The organism is Spirochaetota bacterium (genome assembly GCA_040756435.1).
Lineage (GTDB): Bacteria > Spirochaetota > UBA4802 > UBA4802 > UB4802 > UBA4802.
Genome location: JBFLZD010000016.1, coordinates 45063 through 62567, shown reverse-complemented (window position 1 = coordinate 62567; position 17505 = coordinate 45063). Strand labels below are relative to the sequence as shown.

The 17505-nt window shown below is 38.6% G+C and carries 15 protein-coding genes and 1 riboswitch; of the genes, 9 read left to right on the top strand and 6 right to left on the bottom strand.

What is annotated here, in order from left to right; genetic code table 11:
* Positions 1-629: iron ABC transporter permease (locus AB1444_06475; protein MEW6526298.1), on the top strand; the 629-nt coding region annotated here is incomplete at its 5' end.
* Positions 626-1408 carry an ABC transporter ATP-binding protein gene (locus AB1444_06470; GenBank protein MEW6526297.1) on the top strand — a complete coding sequence of 261 codons (783 nt, stop codon included), beginning with the start codon at positions 626-628 and terminating at the stop codon, positions 1406-1408. The genes AB1444_06475 and AB1444_06470, both read left to right, overlap by 4 nt.
* Before the next feature lie 12 nt (positions 1409-1420).
* Here AB1444_06470 and AB1444_06465 read toward each other — a convergent pair whose 3' ends face one another.
* Positions 1421-2980 carry a methyl-accepting chemotaxis protein gene (locus AB1444_06465; protein MEW6526296.1) on the bottom strand — a complete coding sequence of 520 codons (1560 nt, stop codon included), beginning with the start codon at positions 2978-2980 and terminating at the stop codon, positions 1421-1423.
* Positions 2981-3203: 223 nt separating this feature from the next.
* Positions 3204-4349 (bottom strand): hypothetical protein, encoded by a 1146-nt coding sequence (locus AB1444_06460; GenBank protein MEW6526295.1) that lies wholly within the window; start codon positions 4347-4349, stop codon positions 3204-3206.
* 131 nt (positions 4350-4480) lie between these two features.
* Positions 4481-4619: riboswitch (cobalamin riboswitch) on the top strand.
* A gap of 136 nt (positions 4620-4755) precedes the next feature.
* On the opposite strand from AB1444_06460, the gene AB1444_06455 reads away from it, so the two are divergent.
* Positions 4756-6669, top strand: coding sequence for a TonB-dependent receptor (locus AB1444_06455; GenBank protein MEW6526294.1), 1914 nt, complete (start codon positions 4756-4758; stop codon positions 6667-6669).
* 245 nt (positions 6670-6914) lie between these two features.
* On the opposite strand, the gene AB1444_06450 is transcribed toward AB1444_06455, so the two are convergent.
* Positions 6915-7511 (bottom strand): transposase, encoded by a 597-nt coding sequence (locus tag AB1444_06450; GenBank protein MEW6526293.1) that lies wholly within the window; start codon positions 7509-7511, stop codon positions 6915-6917.
* Between the two features lie 1616 nt (positions 7512-9127).
* On the opposite strand from AB1444_06450, the gene AB1444_06445 reads away from it, so the two are divergent.
* From AB1444_06445 to AB1444_06420, 6 genes are all read left to right on the top strand, one after another.
* Positions 9128-9481 (top strand): hypothetical protein, encoded by a 354-nt coding sequence (locus AB1444_06445; protein MEW6526292.1) that lies wholly within the window; start codon positions 9128-9130, stop codon positions 9479-9481.
* A 585-nt stretch (positions 9482-10066) separates the two neighbouring features.
* Positions 10067-10834, top strand: coding sequence for a hypothetical protein (locus tag AB1444_06440; GenBank protein ID MEW6526291.1), 768 nt, complete (start codon positions 10067-10069; stop codon positions 10832-10834).
* A gap of 80 nt (positions 10835-10914) precedes the next feature.
* On the top strand, positions 10915-11592 hold the full coding sequence (locus AB1444_06435; GenBank protein MEW6526290.1) for a LysE family transporter: 678 nt from the start codon (positions 10915-10917) through the stop codon (positions 11590-11592).
* Positions 11593-11674: 82 nt separating this feature from the next.
* The gene (locus AB1444_06430) at positions 11675-12121 is read left to right on the top strand and encodes a hypothetical protein (GenBank protein MEW6526289.1); all 447 of its coding nucleotides are present in this window, start codon (positions 11675-11677) and stop codon (positions 12119-12121) included.
* Positions 12122-12125: 4 nt separating this feature from the next.
* Positions 12126-12701, top strand: coding sequence for a hypothetical protein (locus tag AB1444_06425; GenBank protein MEW6526288.1), 576 nt, complete (start codon positions 12126-12128; stop codon positions 12699-12701).
* Positions 12698-13141 (top strand): dCMP deaminase family protein, encoded by a 444-nt coding sequence (locus AB1444_06420; protein MEW6526287.1) that lies wholly within the window; start codon positions 12698-12700, stop codon positions 13139-13141. Before AB1444_06425 ends, AB1444_06420 begins: the two co-directional genes overlap by 4 nt.
* Before the next feature lies 1 nt (position 13142).
* Here the strand turns inward: AB1444_06420 and AB1444_06415 are convergent, their stop codons facing one another.
* From AB1444_06415 to AB1444_06405, 3 genes are all read right to left on the bottom strand, one after another.
* Positions 13143-14372, bottom strand: a complete 1230-nt coding sequence (locus tag AB1444_06415; protein MEW6526286.1) for a vitamin K epoxide reductase family protein — start codon at positions 14370-14372, stop codon at positions 13143-13145.
* Positions 14373-15202: 830 nt separating this feature from the next.
* Positions 15203-16249, bottom strand: a complete 1047-nt coding sequence (locus tag AB1444_06410) for a DUF4185 domain-containing protein (protein MEW6526285.1) — start codon at positions 16247-16249, stop codon at positions 15203-15205.
* Positions 16250-16273: 24 nt separating this feature from the next.
* A complete protein-coding gene (locus AB1444_06405; protein MEW6526284.1) occupies positions 16274-17305 on the bottom strand; it encodes a hypothetical protein in 1032 nt (343 codons plus the stop codon).
* Between the last annotated feature and the right edge of the window lie 200 nt (positions 17306-17505).

Here is a 17505-nt window from a genome sequence, read left to right as displayed (position 1 = left end):
ATGCATTTATTGGTGGAGTATGCACGGTGGTAGTGATATTCTCCATTGCCAGGGCAATGCAGTTTCATCCCACAGCAATTATTTTAGCTGGCATATCATTAGGCTTTGTGCTTTCTTCAGGGGTGCTGCTTATATGTGCATTTGCAAAACCCGACACCATACACAAAACTTTGATGTGGCTGTCCGGCGACCTGTCAATGGCTCATTATGAACATATTACACTGTATTGCATGAGCATACTGATGATTACAACTATTGCACTTTTTTTTCACCGGCATTTAGATATCATTTCATTTGGCACAGGTTTTGCCACAACCCATGGTATTAGCACAGTTCATATAGCTATACTTTTCTGGATAGCATCACTTGCTACAAGCATCACCGTGGCCGCAACCGGCATCATTGGATTTGTTGGGCTCATTGTACCACATGCAGTGCGCAGTATAAAAGCTAACCACTCATTTCTTTTGCCAGTATCAGCAATTGCCGGCGGCACCACACTGGTACTGGCCGACACCATTGGCCGAAGCATCGTCATGCCTTATGAGATACCATCAGGCATTATTACGGGGTTCTTTGGTGGAATATTTTTTCTGATTCTTCTGTTAACGCGCAAGGACACGGTATGATAACATTTGAATTCACCGGAATAAAAGCTGGATACAAAAATATTCCTGTGCTGAATATTCCCCATTGTACCATTAACACTGGCGATTTCATTGGCATCATTGGACCCAATGGTGCAGGCAAATCAACACTGCTCAAATTACTTGCCCGCATTGTAGCCCCATTATCAGGAACTATCGCCTATAAACAAAACAATATTACAACAATACCACACACTGTATATGCAACACAGGTGTCATCAGTAACTGATATTGAACGAGTGCTTCCCTACACTGTTGAGTCTTTTGTTGCATTAGGAAGGTTTCCCCATACAACAGTCACAAACTTAAAAGAACATGATTACAACGCCATTCATGAAGCCATGCAGTACTGTAATGTACAGCACTTAAAACAAAAAAAGCTTACCGAGCTTTCCTCAGGCGAACTGCAGCGTGTCAACATTGCCCGTGCGCTGGCGCAGAGCACTGAATGCGTTTTGCTGGATGAACCGGTATCGCATTTAGATATACACCATGCTATTGCCATCATGGACATTCTGCGTAAACTCAATGAAAACGGCAGCACCATTATTGCCATACTGCATGATATCAACATCGCATCTGAATACTGTAGCAGGATAATCGGCATTAAAGAAGGAAAGATTTTTTTTGATGGGAAACCAGAAAAATGCATTACCTATCAGAATATTGAAGCACTGTTTGATTGCGTATGTTTAGTCTATACAAATCCACTATCCGGAAAACCATACGTATACCCCGTACCAGCGCATGTAAAAAAGTAATGCTCTGACTTTTTAATTATCAATGGTATCGGTAACTTTGGCCAACGTTTGTGCAATTGTATTAATCTGAATTGTCAATTCATTCATCTGCATGGTTCTGTCTGCCACTATCTGCGCCACCTCCGATAGCTTTTGTATAGATGATACGCTTTCATTCATTGATGACTGCTGCTCATTTATTGCCATAAGTATTTCATGAGAAAGTGAATCAAGTACATCTGACTGACGTTTTACATCTTCAATGGCTTTTTGCTGATTGCCAATTGCAGCACGGACTTCATTGATGTTTGACTTGCTGGCACTTATAATGGCTATCATGTCATTCAATGCCTTTTGCGTATTTTGCATGATAGAAATACTGCTGGAAATATCCTGATTTATTCGTGCAAGCTGCGATGATATTTCCTTTGCATTATCCGACGTAGCCATTGCTAATTTACCAATTTCATCTGCAACAACCGCAAAACCCCTGCCATACTCACCAGCACGGGCTGCTTCAATGCTTGCATTTAACGAAAGCAAATTGATCTGATCAGTAATGTTTCTAATAACCTCAAGAAATGAATTAATGGCACCACCACTTTGTGTTACAATATCCATGATATGTGATAACTCATTTAAACTTGTTTCTGTTTTTTTTGAATATTCAGTTATGCTGATAATATTATTCAGCATCTGTTCGCCAACGGTTATTACATTCTTCTGGATCTCAATGAATTCATGGATCCTATCTTTCATCAATTTTGTTTCATCTGTTTGTTTGATAGTGTTTTTGTAAATAAGTTCAATTGCCGAGGTTTGTTCTTCATACATTGATGAAAGCTCCTCACTCATCGTAGCTTCATCATTTGCTACTTCTGAAAGCACCGTGCTAATTTCAGTTTGATTTTTACTTACATCAATAAGCAAATTGTTTACAGTTTTAGCCTCATTAACTATCTCCTTTAGCTGTAGAGCTTTTGTTAAAGCATTTTTTTCGTTTTTCAGAGCTGTAAATGCAAATTGCTGTAAATTCCGTAATATAGTAACAGCTATTGCCGTAAATCCAATGAGCATAACTATCTTACCAATTTCATCATCAATGACTATATGCCCCCATTCTGAACTACCTGAAATAACCGGCATGCGCATGACAAAAATACCAATAATAACCAGTACACTATATTCTACCGTAGCCACAATACCTGTGAGGATTGTTAAAAACCGCTCATTTTGAAACAACGTTAACATTATAAATAAAAAATATGCCTGGAAGGCTGCTCCTTCATTAATCATCAGGTGTGGTTTAGCTGTTGCTAAATGTGAAAGCTTGAGAATAGTAGGTATGGATATTTCAAAAAGAACAGTACTATATTTAATAATTTTGGAGTACAATACTGATGATACCGATCTTAGGTTTATGATTGAAATAACTGCAAAAATAGTAATGGTTATCAGATAGCTTATATTAACAATTGCCGGATTGTTGGGAGCAGCTGACACAACAATTAGAAACAAGATAGTTGCCACTACAATTCGTATCTTATTGGCGGTTTTCTTTCCTTTTGAACTTATGTCATCAATAGTATTCATAAAACATCTCCATTGAAAATTTAAATTAGAGATAGCAATATAAAAATTTAAGCACTACAATCTTCATTGAATATCAATAAAAAACTACCCTACAAAAACTGTGCTATTGTTTAGCTTTACAATATGAGTGGACGCTCTTTTATATTTATTGTATGGTATTATTTTCCCGTCAATACAATTATGTGCTTCAAGATTTTTTTATATATGTTTTGGATTTACTTTCCTATTTTTTTATTGCACACCAGGGATCTGCATCATATCTATTATATTCTGAACCATCGGGATTTTCATAAATAACAACAAAGTATAAATTTCCCTCCTGAGTCAGGGTTGGCTCTCCAACCCCTATTATATAGGGATTATCTCCTGTGGATATTACAGGTTTTGGTACTTCCCAGTATGGGTTTGTATTGTTATTCCAATCGCTATAATCATTGAGATTGGAAGGATTTTTTATTTTTTTACTTCGAAATATTGCCAATCTGCCATTGGTATGCTGTGTAACAAAGTATAAATACCAACATGACTGGCTCTGGTTATAGTACAGGTGTGGTTGTATATGTTCATAATCAATACTGCCAAAAGTATTAATACAGTAAAAATTCACCGGATTACTCCAATTTGTACCGTCATCAGTACCCACCGAAAACCATATATCCCTCTGGCTAACATTATCTGGATGGCCTGCTCTCTCAAATAAAAGTAATAATTGATTTGCATCTATCAATTCCACATGAGGATTATCTTCTGCATATTCTGAATTAATGCTATCGGGTAATTCCATACCAGATGAATTAAGATTGCGTGAAACATCTTTTTGCATCCAGATATTATCATCATATGGATCAGAAATCCTGTTATGGATATAGACAAAGTATGAAAAGCCATTGTTATTAATAATACCCTGAGGAGCTCCTTCATTGAAAATGGGGTCATGCATTGCAACCGCCTGCCATTGGGTAAAATCTTCAGAAAGACTATTACGATGCGAACGATAAATGTCACCATGAATCCACCACTCATAACCAATCTGGTTTGCATGCATATCCATAGACAGGAAAGGACCTCGTAAATAGAGCAACGCATCTTCTTGTGGTGACCCAGCAAGATTAAATGACATTACGTCAGCAGGACAGTAAATGCAATACAAATCCATTCCATCCCTCGTTATATAAATACCATCCTCCCAGGCCAGTGAGGATACAGGCACCATATACGGAGTAACAAATTCATCAACATGAACAGTTACCCTTGCATCTTTTTTCACTTGCTCCCAATCAAGATTTTTATTAGTGCTAGTATAATTAGAACATGAAACACCAGTTACAATAAAAACACCACAAAGAATACTCCTGCATATACTATTCATAACACCTCCACAATAAAATTGATATGTTTATGTTACAAACCAAGCAAACAACGCATTATTTTTTTAATTTTAATAGAAGTACCTATTACAACAAATTAAACGCAAATTTTTTTAGTTGACAATTATTAATATTTTTTTTTCATCATACTTGCTTTTACGTAAAAACCGTAAAGCAGGAGGAAGCTGGGTGCAAATCCCGCGCTGACCCGCAACTGTGATTCCCTGTTTACCAGGGATAAGCCAGACACTCCTTGTAGCTGGAATTCCTCGAGGATTGGGAGCCAGTTAGCGTCAAAGAAATTTGATTCTAACACTCCGCATGCCTCAGAGCATGCGTTTTTTATGCTTTCCGGTTTCCCGCCTCCTCATTCCAGTACCAACTTTCAAACTTTTGAGGAGGTTTTTTATGTTTAAATTCAAAATCTTTTTTTTAACGGCAGTTTTGGCGATAGGTACCGCCGTCTTTGCCCAGGAAGAAACGCCCCTGGAAGATGTTGTTATCAGTGCGTACAAAAGCACCATCACCTATGGGCAAAGTTCTTCCGTAAGTATTATTACCAGCAAAGATATTGAGCAGGGAGGCTATCGGTTTGTAAGTGATGTGCTGCAAACGGTTTCCGGACTTACGCTTGTACAAAATGGAACGTTAGGTGGCACTGCAAGCGTATTTATTCGGGGGGCAAAGACCGGTAACACAGTGGTGCTTATTGATGGAGTAAAGGTTTTAGACCCATCAACTATCGAACGAACATTTGATTTTGGAACCCTCACCACCGACTCAATTGAGCGCATTGAGATTATCAAGGGGCCTCAGAGCGTACTGTACGGATCAGACGCAACCGGAGGCATTATCAACATTGTGACAAAACGGGGTCAGAGCAAATCACAGGTTACCGTAAACCTTTATGGTGGTTCATATTACACCACACAGCTTTCAGCAAATATTTCAGCAGGCGATAGTTCATTCAATTATTCCATTACTGCCGGACAGCTTTCCGCTGAAGGGTATTCACGTGCAACAAAACCTTCCTCTGCCACTACCCCGTATGATAAGGATAGCATGTATCAGCGCTATGCATTGGGTAAATTTGGTTATACGCCATTTACTGCATTGAGCATTGATGCCGGCTTCACAGCAAAGGAAACTGATCTTGATTTAGATGATGCTGCCTTAACTGATGATGCAAACTCTTACGAAAACCGCAAAGAGGTATCCGGCTACATACAGTTTGAGCACACAATTGCATCATTCTGGAAACACAGCTTAAGTGCCAGCGTTTCCCGCACAATACGCTCATATGATGATTTTGACGATGACGGTAGTGTAGGTTTTGCCGATTTTGGAGCAAAAAACCGTTACACAGGAACTATCGCCCATACTGAATGGCTCCATACATTCACACTTAAAGACAGTAACATACTGAATATAGGTATCAGCTTTGAAAAAGAATTTTCAAACCTGCAGGATTACCTGACTCCATCAAAAACCACCAATGATACTGATGTTATTGGCTTCTTTGCTCAGGATCATATAAATGTAGGTAAAATGTTTTATCTAACTGCAGGGGTCAGAGCCGATAAAAATGCTATCTTTGGCTGGCAGCAAAGCTATACAGTTTCACCGGCTGTTGTTTTCCCTGTGGTAAAAACAAAACTTAAAGGTAACTGGGGCAAAGGCTACAAAGCACCAAGCCTGTATCAAATCTATGGTGATGGCGGCGTATATACTGATGAAAATAAAGATTTAAAGCCAGAAGAAAACACCGGTTACGATGTCGGTATTGAACAACCATTGTTTGATATCCTTACCGTTGGTGTTACTTATTTTGAAAACAACTATCACAATATGATAGACTATGATTCCAGCACCTGGCCGGGAAAATATATTAACATTGGCAGGGTTACCACTAAAGGCTTTGAAGGATCTTTTACACTGCAGCCGTTTAAGGCTCTGACCCTTGGAGGTGGATATACGTATACCCAAGCAATTGATGAAAGCACTGATACACAGCTTTTGCGCAGACCCAAACATCAGGGCTACGCCACTGTAAATATATACATTGGGAAATTCAGCATATCATATACTGGCACCTACGTGGGAAAACGTAATGATTCTTATTTTGATGCTGCTACATTTTCCACTGTGGCTGTGACGCTGAAAGGATATGTAAAATCAGATATTGCAGCACACTATGCTCTGACCCCACAGGTTACCATACAGGCAAAAGCTGAAAATATAACCAACAAACACTACCAGCATGTGTACGGGTACAATATGCCACAGCGTAGCTTTTATGTTGGATTAAAGGCAACGTTGTAAAATATTTAATTATTATTACACACAGAGGGTGTTCTAAAAGACCCCTCATTACAATTACTTTACACCCACGTCATTGCAAGGAACAAAGTGACGAAGCAATCCCATAGTTGCGAGCGCTGCAAGCGCGTGGCAATCTCATCCTCTGTGACATTGAGATTCTTCGTTACGCTTGCAATGAGATTGCACTCACGTTATTGTGTGCACCAAGGTTTTTTTGAGACAGCCCCGATAATTTTTTTATGGCATTACACCCACCCCGCAATTGAATAGCGCTTGCGGTATATTTCATCGTAGTGCATAAATCTTTTTACCCTTTCGGCAAATGTTTTCCCTAACTCTTTAAAATAGTCATGGTAATCTATTGGCACTCCTACATCGGCATCCTCCTGTAAATATGCTTTTATGCTGCTGTAGTGGTATTTTGTAGGGTCAGAGCATAGGTTTTTCCGTACCGGATTATACGCCAAATACCACAACAACCACAACAAATAGTGAAACCCATCACGGGCAAACTCTACAATACTATCCTTATAGCGCTCATTCCAGAAAGGGCCGGTTCTACCAGTCATTTTATTATAAATTTCAGCAAACCGTGCCTTAATATACTGCATAATGCGCCCTATAGGTGCTCCATCATCTACTGTGTGAATAACCAAATGGATGTGATTGTCCATAATACAGTAGGCAATAAGCTTAAACCGGTATTTTTCTTTTGCTCTGCGTAAAATTTCCACAAAACAGGCTTTAAAGTACTCTTCTTCTAACATATTTCGCCACTCTATGCAGCGAGAAGTAATGTGATAGGTTAACCCTGGCATCTGTACACGCAATTTCCGTGCCATACGTATTCCTCCATTGATGTAAAATATTGTGTGAAAAAGGGTATTTCTTACTCTATACAACGCATGAAGCAGAAAAAATTAAAAGGATGTAGGAAAAAATTTGTACTTTTTGATAAAAAAGTTATAAAAAAATTGCAAACCATGGGGTCAGAGCATATTATCTTCATCACAACATCATCAAGAAACCCCGAAGGGGTGATACATTGTAAGGGATCAGAGCCTAGACTCTAGAGACAAAGTGATGCATCACGCAGAGTACGCAGAGTTATGTGAGAAATAGTGGGATTTGGGGTCAGAGCCTCACCCTCCCCATCTCTGCGGTCTCTGCGTGAGACAAACCGATGCATCACGCAGAGTACGCTGAGTTATGGGAGAGATAGTGGGATTTGTGGCAGATCCTTAATGGATAGGATGATACGTAAGATCCTTAGTGGGGTCAGAGCATATTATTTTCATCACAACATCACACTAACCCCGAAGGGGTGCTATTATTGTAAGGGGTGAGCATTGTGATTGGATCCTGAATCAAGTTCAGGATGACTTGTTGCCTATCTGTCATTCCGGTCATCTCTTTTTGTCATTTCGAGCAATTGTTTATGTCATTTCGAGCGCAGCGAGAAATCTTTGCCTCCTACTTTAAGATTTCTCAGCACTTCGTTCCTTCGAAATGACAAAGTAATACGTCATTCCGGGCTTAACCCGGAATCTTTATCCTCACCATTGAGATCCTGAATCAAGTTCAGGATGACTACACTGAATCGATCCTGAAATAAATTCAGGTCATGGTTCAGGATGAATCCCTGGTATTCAATATATAACCCCGAAGGGGTGATACTATTATACTATTGTAACAGGGTCAGAGCCTCACCCTCCCCATCTCTGCGGTCTCTGTGTGAGACAAACCTATGCATCACGCAGAGTACGCAAAGTGTGCAGAGTTATTGGAGAGATAGTGTATTTGGGGGTCAGAGCCTTATAAGTAGATCCTGAATCAAGTTCAGGATGACTTGTTGCCTATCTGTCATTCTGGTCATCTCTTTTTGTCATTTCGAGCTATCCTTTATGTCATTTCGAGCGCAGCGAGAAATCTTGCCTCCCACTTTAAGATTTCTCAGTCACTTCGCTCCTTTGAAATGACAAAGTAATACGTCATTCCGGGCTTAACCTGGAATCTCTTGTTCCCACTAATGAGTTCCTGAAACACGTTCAGGATGACATGCTGTTATTAACTAAAAAACCCCGAAGGGGTGATATTATTGTAAGGGTCAGAGCCTTATATCCCTATACATCAAAATATTTTGCACAAAATAAATTGACGACGGTATATAAAAACAATATCTTGTTAAAAAGAGACGTTATGTGTGACGACTTTGCAGGATAAATGTCTTTAAAACATTTACCCTATAAAGACACCATACATTACGTCTCTCATAGTGTGAGTACATGTGTTATAATGACACTATGCCTGGCGTTTTTTGAAATGCTTTGAGACCTATGCATTGCTTGTATACTGCACTTGGATTGTATATACTCATAAAGATGCCATGCCGGGCATCTCAAAGTTTTGTATTTTAACTACGATACTATACATTGTTTACTAAAAATTGGAGGATCTTATGAAAAAATCACTTGTAACAATAACAATTATAAGCATGATATTATATGCAGGCATAGGATGTAATCAGGATAATCCCACAGAGCTTGCATGGATAAATGATGCGGGAAATCCTATAAATGATATTATATGGGCAGATGGAGATGCAAAATGGAGTAAAAGTGGTGGATATGCCGATCAATCTCAAACAGAATCCAAAGAGGTTAATAAACTTGAAGGAACAGTTGTTGCAAGTATTGATGAAGGTTCAGGATTTCAGGAAGGAACTGTAATTATTGAAGAAACAAATTCAAGTTCTCTTACATTAAACGAAGGCTCTTCTGAAGTATATACTATTGACTCGGTAACCCCATAGTAATAAAAATTAAACCGTCATTGCAAGGAGTCGCATTGGAACGACAAAGCAAGCCCTTGATGCATACAACTGAGATTGCCGTGCTTTGCTCGCAATGACAGAAAAGATATAGCCTGTCTCAACGAAATTTAGACGTGGCAATCTATATCATCAACTATTAAAATAGAGGGATAATTGTAAAAACGTCAAAAATTGAAAAATAATGATCAATGCATATTCAATACAAACGGAATATAGTATACCTGTAATGTATTTATGAAAAGAATTTAAAGATAAAGGCAATACATTACGTTTAATTTTTTAGAAAAGAAAAGGCATTTTCATAATAAAGATGGAATTTATTTTATACAAAAAAAGTAAATATGATGTGAAGTCATTTGAAAATAAAATACTGTTTGTAACATCACTTTTTAATTGCAAAAATTCCCTTTGTGTGATAGTCGATTAATAACGAATTCTACACGTTTTACATTGAAAATATCGCTACACTTTAATTTTAAAAGTGCAATTTTTTTATGGATAATGCCATCTCAAAATTTTATAAAAATTGGTATCAGATTTAAATTCAAAATAGTGGAGCAAAGCATGAAAATCAATAAATTAATGAACGCAATAATACTAACTAAAATTACGCTATTACTCTCCATTATTTTCTCCTACTCCCAGAGCACACCCCCGTATACCTGGCAGCAGATTTCAGGCAACTGGTCGGTGGTATCCGATAATAAAGAATCATACCTGCGCGAAAACAGGAGCAAATCGTATTCCTTTGACTACAGCCCGTTAATAAACTTAAATTCACTTATCAGCACCAGTGACTATGATTTCACTTCCATTACCCACACCGTTGCCATTTACTCACCTGCGGATGGTGCCACCTATCTCACATTTTTTGCTGCATCTGATTACCGACAGTTTTACGCAGTTCAATTTACCGGTACTACCAACAGTATCACCACCATACAAATCATAAAATCCGACATCAAGGACACCACACTGCCAAAGCAGGCAAAGGGTAATTTTACCATAACTACTCTTGCCACAAAAGAAATAAAGCTTGAATATGGCAGAGTGTACGCACTGACAATCACTGCTGAAGGCAAAACAGTAACTGTAGCAATAGACAATGCACAGGTACTATCGCACACAATTGATGAAGAGCTTGAAGGTGGGAAAATTGGCTTTGCTTCAAAGAACTGCATCCCCATCATTGATAACCTCAAAGTGTATAAAGGTAAAGAAATTATCTTTGAAGATGACTTTTCCAAAGAATCAATTCGCAAAATAGTACTACAGGGCAAAAAACTCACACCCCAGGAAGTTGAAGAGCGTAAAAAGAAAGACAAGAAATAATATTTACAAAAAAATACTTGCAACTTTTTACCACAATTTGCAACGTATAAAATAGAAAAAAATCACGTGCAGGGTATGGCATGTATACCATTCATATCTTTTTTTTATTTGCTTTTGGGCTTTTTATTGGATTTATTTCATCAATTCCTGTTGGCGCTGTCCAGCTTGAAGTCATAAAAAAAGCCATTAACGGCCATTTAAAGCCGGCAATATCGGTAGCAATGGGTTCGGTTACTTCTGACTTTATCTATGGTGTGCTGGTGCTCTTTGGCATTGGCGGATTTTTACATTACCCCAAGGTTCAGATCTTTACCTATTCACTTGGTATTCTTGTTATCATAGCGCTTTTGTACCGTTCATACCGTGAACACAAGCACATACCCCCTGCGCACAAGCCTCATATTCAGTACAAAAAACGCACATCGTTTCTTACCGGATTAACCATTGCCATTACTAATCCCGGCATGATTGTATGGTGGGTTATTGGCTATAAACTTCTTTTAGATTTGCAGCTCTTTGAAACTATGTCCGTCCCGCTAAAAGTCACATTTCTTGTATCCTGCTGCACGGGACTTGCAGGCTACCTTACATTGATTGCATTCATGATGAACAAATTGCAAGAATCAATTTCTGACAGGCTTCTTGACAAAATGAATATCGTCATCATGATTTTACTTGTGTTTGTTATCATATATTTTTCATTCAAACTGTATGGGTTATTTACCAACTCCACAATTGAAATTTTATATAATTTTTGAGCGATAGTTACCAGCAATATACACTGCTATCTGCACAGGCTTTATACTTTAAAAAATTTTTTATAGGCGATAGTTACTGGATATGGACATCATTGCAACGCAACAGTTTATTGATGCATTACGAAAACTTGCGGACAACTCTACTCTTGATAAAGAGTTTTTTGCCCTGCTATATGATTTTTTTGACGATGCGGGTGCATCACTGCTATTGTCAACCCCTGATGATTATTACCTTTTATATTTTGATTTACCCGAAGCCATTGACGATATTTTGCCAACCAATGTTTCATGGCTGGTAGAAAAAGATGAAAAATCAACTTCACTCACCATGTTTGCTGATGGCAACCAAATTCAAACGTACCATACATTTCATTTTGCTAACAATCCTGTGAACGCCTATTTTTTCAAATCATTACAGGACACCAAAACATTAACAATTAATTTTTTTGCAATGCTGTATGGCTTTATGTATAAACTAAAAACCATAGAATTTACCCTTCCCCAAGCAATACTACAACAGATAGAATAACACAATGCAGGAAAAAGCAAAGGAATATATTGAATACATCAAAAAAGGTGAAATGCCTCCTGACACCAATCAGCGAAAAAAGAAATTTTCACGCATCTTTTTGCTCATTAACATTATAGTGTTCATCATCCTGTTAACACTCATTATCCAGAAAAAAGAGCCAACTGATTATATCTATCAAACCGTTGCAGTAAACGGCGTTCAGGTGCGCTTCTCCATTATTCATACCATCAACCAGCCAATCCTGGCATCGGTAACATTTACCAGTAACACATCATCTCAGCTTTCAGTAAAAAAGCCACCTGTTACAGTAACTATCGCCCATAACAATGAAGAAATACTGTCACAATCTTTTGAATATACATCCACAGCGCTTGCCATAACACCACAAAAACCAGTAACGCTGACAGCCGCAATTCCTATTGAGCCAGTCAAAGAATATGCAAAAAAACATGATTTACTAAAACCAAAGCGATATGTTTATCACAGTGTAATTCCATTAACAGTGAAATTTACACTGCACACGGTTATGGATTATTCAGTTGATTTACAGCTACAATGCAAAGTGAGCGCAAAATGAGACCAACCTGGGATGAATATTTCATGATGATTGCACATGATGTTTCCACACGTGCAACATGTATACGTCGCAAAGTTGGTGCAGTCATTGTGAAAGATAAACGCATATTATCCACCGGCTACAACGGCGTACCAACGGGTATAACACACTGCACTCCTGAAACTTGCCTTCGCAACATCTACAACGTACCATCAGGCGAACGCCATGAGCTGTGTCGTGGCTTGCATGCTGAACAGAATGCCATTATACAGGCTGCTTTCCACGGTGTTTCAATAGCTGGTGCCATTATCTATGTTACCCACCAACCATGTTCCATATGCACCAAGATGCTGATAAACGCGGGTATTAAAACATTTATATTTGAGCACCCCTACAACGATGAACTGGCAAAAGCCATGATGGATGAAGCAGGTGTTGAAGCAATAATTTTCAAGCGATAAATTATTTATTTTTTGCCATCTCTATTTTTATTGCCATTTCCAATATATACGCTGGGGGGATGCCTGGTCTTAATTTTGTGTTGTTAATGATGATTGTGGGGGTTGCATGAATTCCAAGTTTACCGCCCAATGCTATATCATCCTGCAAAAGTTTGTTCACTTGTGGTGTATTTGCTTTTGCTTCAAGCTGCGTAAAGTCTTTCTTTAATCCAGTAATAACTTCTTTTATTACATCATCATCAACCCTACCCGTGTGGGTCATAAGCTGCATAATATATTCGTGGTATTCTTTGTCACCATACAGGGCATAAGCAAACTGTGAAGCAATGCATGAAGCGCCATCTTTTGCATGTTTAATAAACGTATTGCAGGTTCCATCCAGCGGAAAATGCCGCAGGTACAGGGCAACAGTTCCTTCATATTTCATTGCTAATTCGTTAAGAAGTGCAATAGCTCTGTGACAGGCCCCACAGTTAAAATCAAAGAATACAACAATATGCACAGGATTTTCTTTTGCTCCTGCAAAAGGTTCTATGTCGTCAACTGGTATGTTTACTTTTTCATATTGTTCATAATCTTTTTTAAATTCTTCTATAAGCTTACTTTCTCTTTCTTTTTCTTTTTGATTATATGCATATTTCAGTGAAGCATTAAGTCCATACCCCAGTCCCAGTGAAATGATACCAGCTATAGAAACTATAATCATAATTTTTTGTACTTGGGTATCCTTCATCAACGCAATGACATCAAAATCATGTATTGTATTAACGGCTCTTTTAAAACCATTGTACAAACGGCGTATATGCATACCCACCAGCACAAGCAATATACCGTTGCATAACCACAGTATCATGCAAAATGAACAAAATTTTTTAATTTTACCAAATGATATAAATCCAAGCACAACTGAAAGTAGCACAGCAAATATGGTAAGCCACAGCATACCAAATTCAATTATACTATGACGCCAGTATTTAAAATACACAATGAGTATAGCAATAAAAAATAGATAAAACGAAAGCCCCCATGCTGACAAAGGAAGGCCAAATAACACTGCATACGCACTGGTATTGACAGCATTACAATCAAACATGGTGCCAGCAGTGCATAACGCAAACAGTGGTGCATCAGGCACAAGTGGGAAGTAATGAACATATAATAAATACAATGAATCAATGAAAGCAACAATACAGGTAATAATCATTGCAAAAAATATATTTTTATTTTCCATACAGCACTCCTCAAAGAATAGTCTTTTCTATAATATCTTCAAAATACAATCACAATGTAATAGGGAAGCAATCTCTATTATGATATGAGATTACCGCGCTTTGCTCGCAGTGACTTTTCCCACCCAGTCATTGCGAGGGGCCGTCTCAAAAGAAACGGCAGGTCACGCAATGAAGCAAGTGCAATGTCATTGCAATTGTAGCGCTTGCACTGAGCATGTCAAAGTACCTGTACTGAGTGCTTCGACGAGCTCAGCAACCACTTGTCGAAGCGAAAAAATCTCAATGCTGCAGAAGGCAAGATTGCCACACGCCTACGGCACTCGCAATGACGGGCTTGGCCGATGTGTCATTGCGAACGAAGTGCCTGTGCTGAGTGCTTCGACGAGCTCAGCAACCACTTGTCGAAGCGAAGCAATCTCATTGCCGCAGAAGGCAAGATTGCCACACGCCTGCGGCGCTTGCAACTATGGGATTGCTTCGTCACTTCGTTCCTCGCAATGACAGGAATGCAAAAGTCATTGCAAAGAGATGTCTTTTGGGACACCACCGCAGCAATCCATTGTTGGCTTTATAAGAGTGCAACCCTTACATAAAGGTTGCCAAGCACTTTGGCTGAGTTCAGTAACCGCTTGTCGAAGCATGAATGCTTAGTCCCAAAGAAATATTCAGGGAAAGCGCTTTGCTCGCAGTAGCAAAATGTAATTTCGTCATTGCAAGTCCTGAAGCACTCAGAACACTTGACGACCTTATTGTGAATATCGGTCACTGGATGCATGCTAAGTATGTGTATCAAACTGACCGATTACCCCCTCTTACAAAAAATAGCATTTCACCAGAACCTTTTACCTATGTCAACTTTTATACAATATGGCTGATACTCTAATGGATTCATATATACTATGTACCACTGCTTGCCTTCTTGCAGAATAGCCTTTGCCGAATAATACATCATACTTGTACCGTGCAACTTTGGTGGCGTATATACAATTTCCTTTTTGGCATATGGCAATGCTTCTATGGTTTGTGCTTTGCACATTACGATATTGCCGGTAAAAAGCTGGCAATACACTATACAGAATGCCTGTAACCCATCGTCATACGTCAGCGAACATTCGCCAGCGACATCACCGTAAAATCTTTTTGCGGCAGCAAGTTCCTTATCCCAGTTGCTATCGCCTTGTAAAAATTCATAATGATTTTGCTGTAGTATATTGTCCTTATGTACCCGTGCAATAACCAGTGAACTTTTACTTTTTTCACTGATGTGGCCCACTACATAAACATAGTCATCATGCAAAAGAACCGATGCACCCAATGCAGGGACATTGCCCACAAACATATTTTTTTTACGGATAAAATGAACGGGTTTCCCAATTTCCCATTGGTTGGGAACATTCCAGTATGCAATTGAACTTTCTTTTGTGGTAAATGATAACGGTTTACCGGGGTCATGTATATATACATGAGCATAATACACATATACAGTATTACCAATACGAATCCCATCAAATGCCCATAATCGGTCCCTGGATGGATTTTCATCAAAGGTGTTTTTTATGAATTGTGCTATCTTCCCATGTTCCCTGTAATATTCAAATTGCAATTTGGTCACATTGGTAGCATTAATCTTTTTGGTAAAAGCTAAGCTATTAGAAATCATCCCTTCATCAGTAATAGTATCGCCAAATGTCCATACGGTATACTGCCTGTCAAATTCAATTGGCGTACAGCCATCCTGCCCTTTAACAAATTGCAGGCGCGAAGGTGCAAAAACTCCATACTCAGTAACACTTGAAATTGTACCACATTGAGTATACCACAATACACTGAGTATAACAGTAAGCACAATACAAAGTGTGCAATATTTTTTTCCCAAAAAAATCACCTTTGGAAGTTACTGTTATTCCAATCCATACTTTCGTGGCTGTGAAAACCTGTAATACCCGCTTTCTTCTTCATTCTTTATTGTTTCTGCTTCATCGCCAAAATATTTAATCCTGAGACTATCAAGCTGCTTTTCAAGCTCGGCACCCTTGTATTTTTTTTCAAGCTCAGCACATTGCTGCATGTACTGCATTCCAGCATCCCAGCGCTGATCGCGTATTGTATCTAACTCTTCCCAGCGTTGCAGTGCAGCACTGTCAAGCCCCATAGCTTTACGCACTTCTTTCAGGCTTTCCTTTCTTTCCTGTGGTGTCATGTTTGAAAGATCCTTCTGTACACTCTCAACATCAAGGAATGAATTCATCAACTCCTGCTGTTTGCGTGCTACAAATGTGTCAGTGTTGCTTTTATATGCTTCCTGAATACTTTGTTTATAAAGCGATAGTTTTTCATGAAAGGGCATATTGCCTTCCTGAATTGTATCCAGTGCAGTATAAATTGGTTCAATTCTTTTTTCTGATTCCCATACCTGATCTGCATCCTTACCAAAAATTTCGTATCTCTTTTCCCACAGTGCGTTCCGTTTATCTTTTGAAGACAATTGTGCCAGATCTTTTTCATTTTCTTCTAACCATGTGTTATATTTATGTAATTTTTCAAATATATCAAATATTTCATTTTCCATGCCGGGAAATATTTCGCGCAGCATTGCATACATATATACAACCCAGTCATCCGGATACATTTTCATAAGGTAACCCATAAGTTTTTCAACAAGCATCACCTGGGTATGCTTGTGATGAATGGTTTTTCCATACTTGTCCCTGAAATATTGTACAACATCCTGCATATCAAAGTCGGTTTGCAGGCGCGCACGTAATTCCTCATCTGCTTGAAAAGCCTGCAGTAACATATTTACCGGTGGTACAACGCCACCATTTTTTATATAATCAATACGTGACTGGATGGTATCGGTTTTATGGAAGAATATAAAATAGATAAAAAGTAGTGCTACAATAGTCCCCAGAATATAGTATCTTTTTTTCATAGATTAACCACTCCTTTTTATAAAATTATATATTGTATACCCTGTCATTGCGAAATGTCCCATCTGGACGACAAAGCAATATCTTGATGTATACAACTAGGACTGCCACCCTTCGACAAGCTCAGGACAAGCGCTTTGCTTGCTGTGACGGAAAAGTCATTGCCAAAAGCCGTCTTAAAAACAAACCATAGAGCTCACAA

Coding starts and splice junctions, on each gene's coding strand:
- AB1444_06405 (MEW6526284.1), bottom strand. CDS start 17,305: ATGAAAAAAAGATACTATATTCTGGGGACTATTGTAGCACTACTTTTT.
- AB1444_06455 (MEW6526294.1), top strand. CDS start 4,756: ATGTTTAAATTCAAAATCTTTTTTTTAACGGCAGTTTTGGCGATAGGT.
- AB1444_06445 (MEW6526292.1), top strand. CDS start 9,128: ATGAAAAAATCACTTGTAACAATAACAATTATAAGCATGATATTATAT.
- AB1444_06460 (MEW6526295.1), bottom strand. CDS start 4,349: ATGAATAGTATATGCAGGAGTATTCTTTGTGGTGTTTTTATTGTAACT.
- AB1444_06435 (MEW6526290.1), top strand. CDS start 10,915: ATGTATACCATTCATATCTTTTTTTTATTTGCTTTTGGGCTTTTTATT.
- AB1444_06430 (MEW6526289.1), top strand. CDS start 11,675: ATGGACATCATTGCAACGCAACAGTTTATTGATGCATTACGAAAACTT.
- AB1444_06415 (MEW6526286.1), bottom strand. CDS start 14,372: ATGGAAAATAAAAATATATTTTTTGCAATGATTATTACCTGTATTGTT.
- AB1444_06470 (MEW6526297.1), top strand. CDS start 626: ATGATAACATTTGAATTCACCGGAATAAAAGCTGGATACAAAAATATT.
- AB1444_06425 (MEW6526288.1), top strand. CDS start 12,126: ATGCAGGAAAAAGCAAAGGAATATATTGAATACATCAAAAAAGGTGAA.
- AB1444_06450 (MEW6526293.1), bottom strand. CDS start 7,511: ATGGCACGGAAATTGCGTGTACAGATGCCAGGGTTAACCTATCACATT.
- AB1444_06465 (MEW6526296.1), bottom strand. CDS start 2,980: ATGAATACTATTGATGACATAAGTTCAAAAGGAAAGAAAACCGCCAAT.
- AB1444_06420 (MEW6526287.1), top strand. CDS start 12,698: ATGAGACCAACCTGGGATGAATATTTCATGATGATTGCACATGATGTT.
- AB1444_06440 (MEW6526291.1), top strand. CDS start 10,067: ATGAAAATCAATAAATTAATGAACGCAATAATACTAACTAAAATTACG.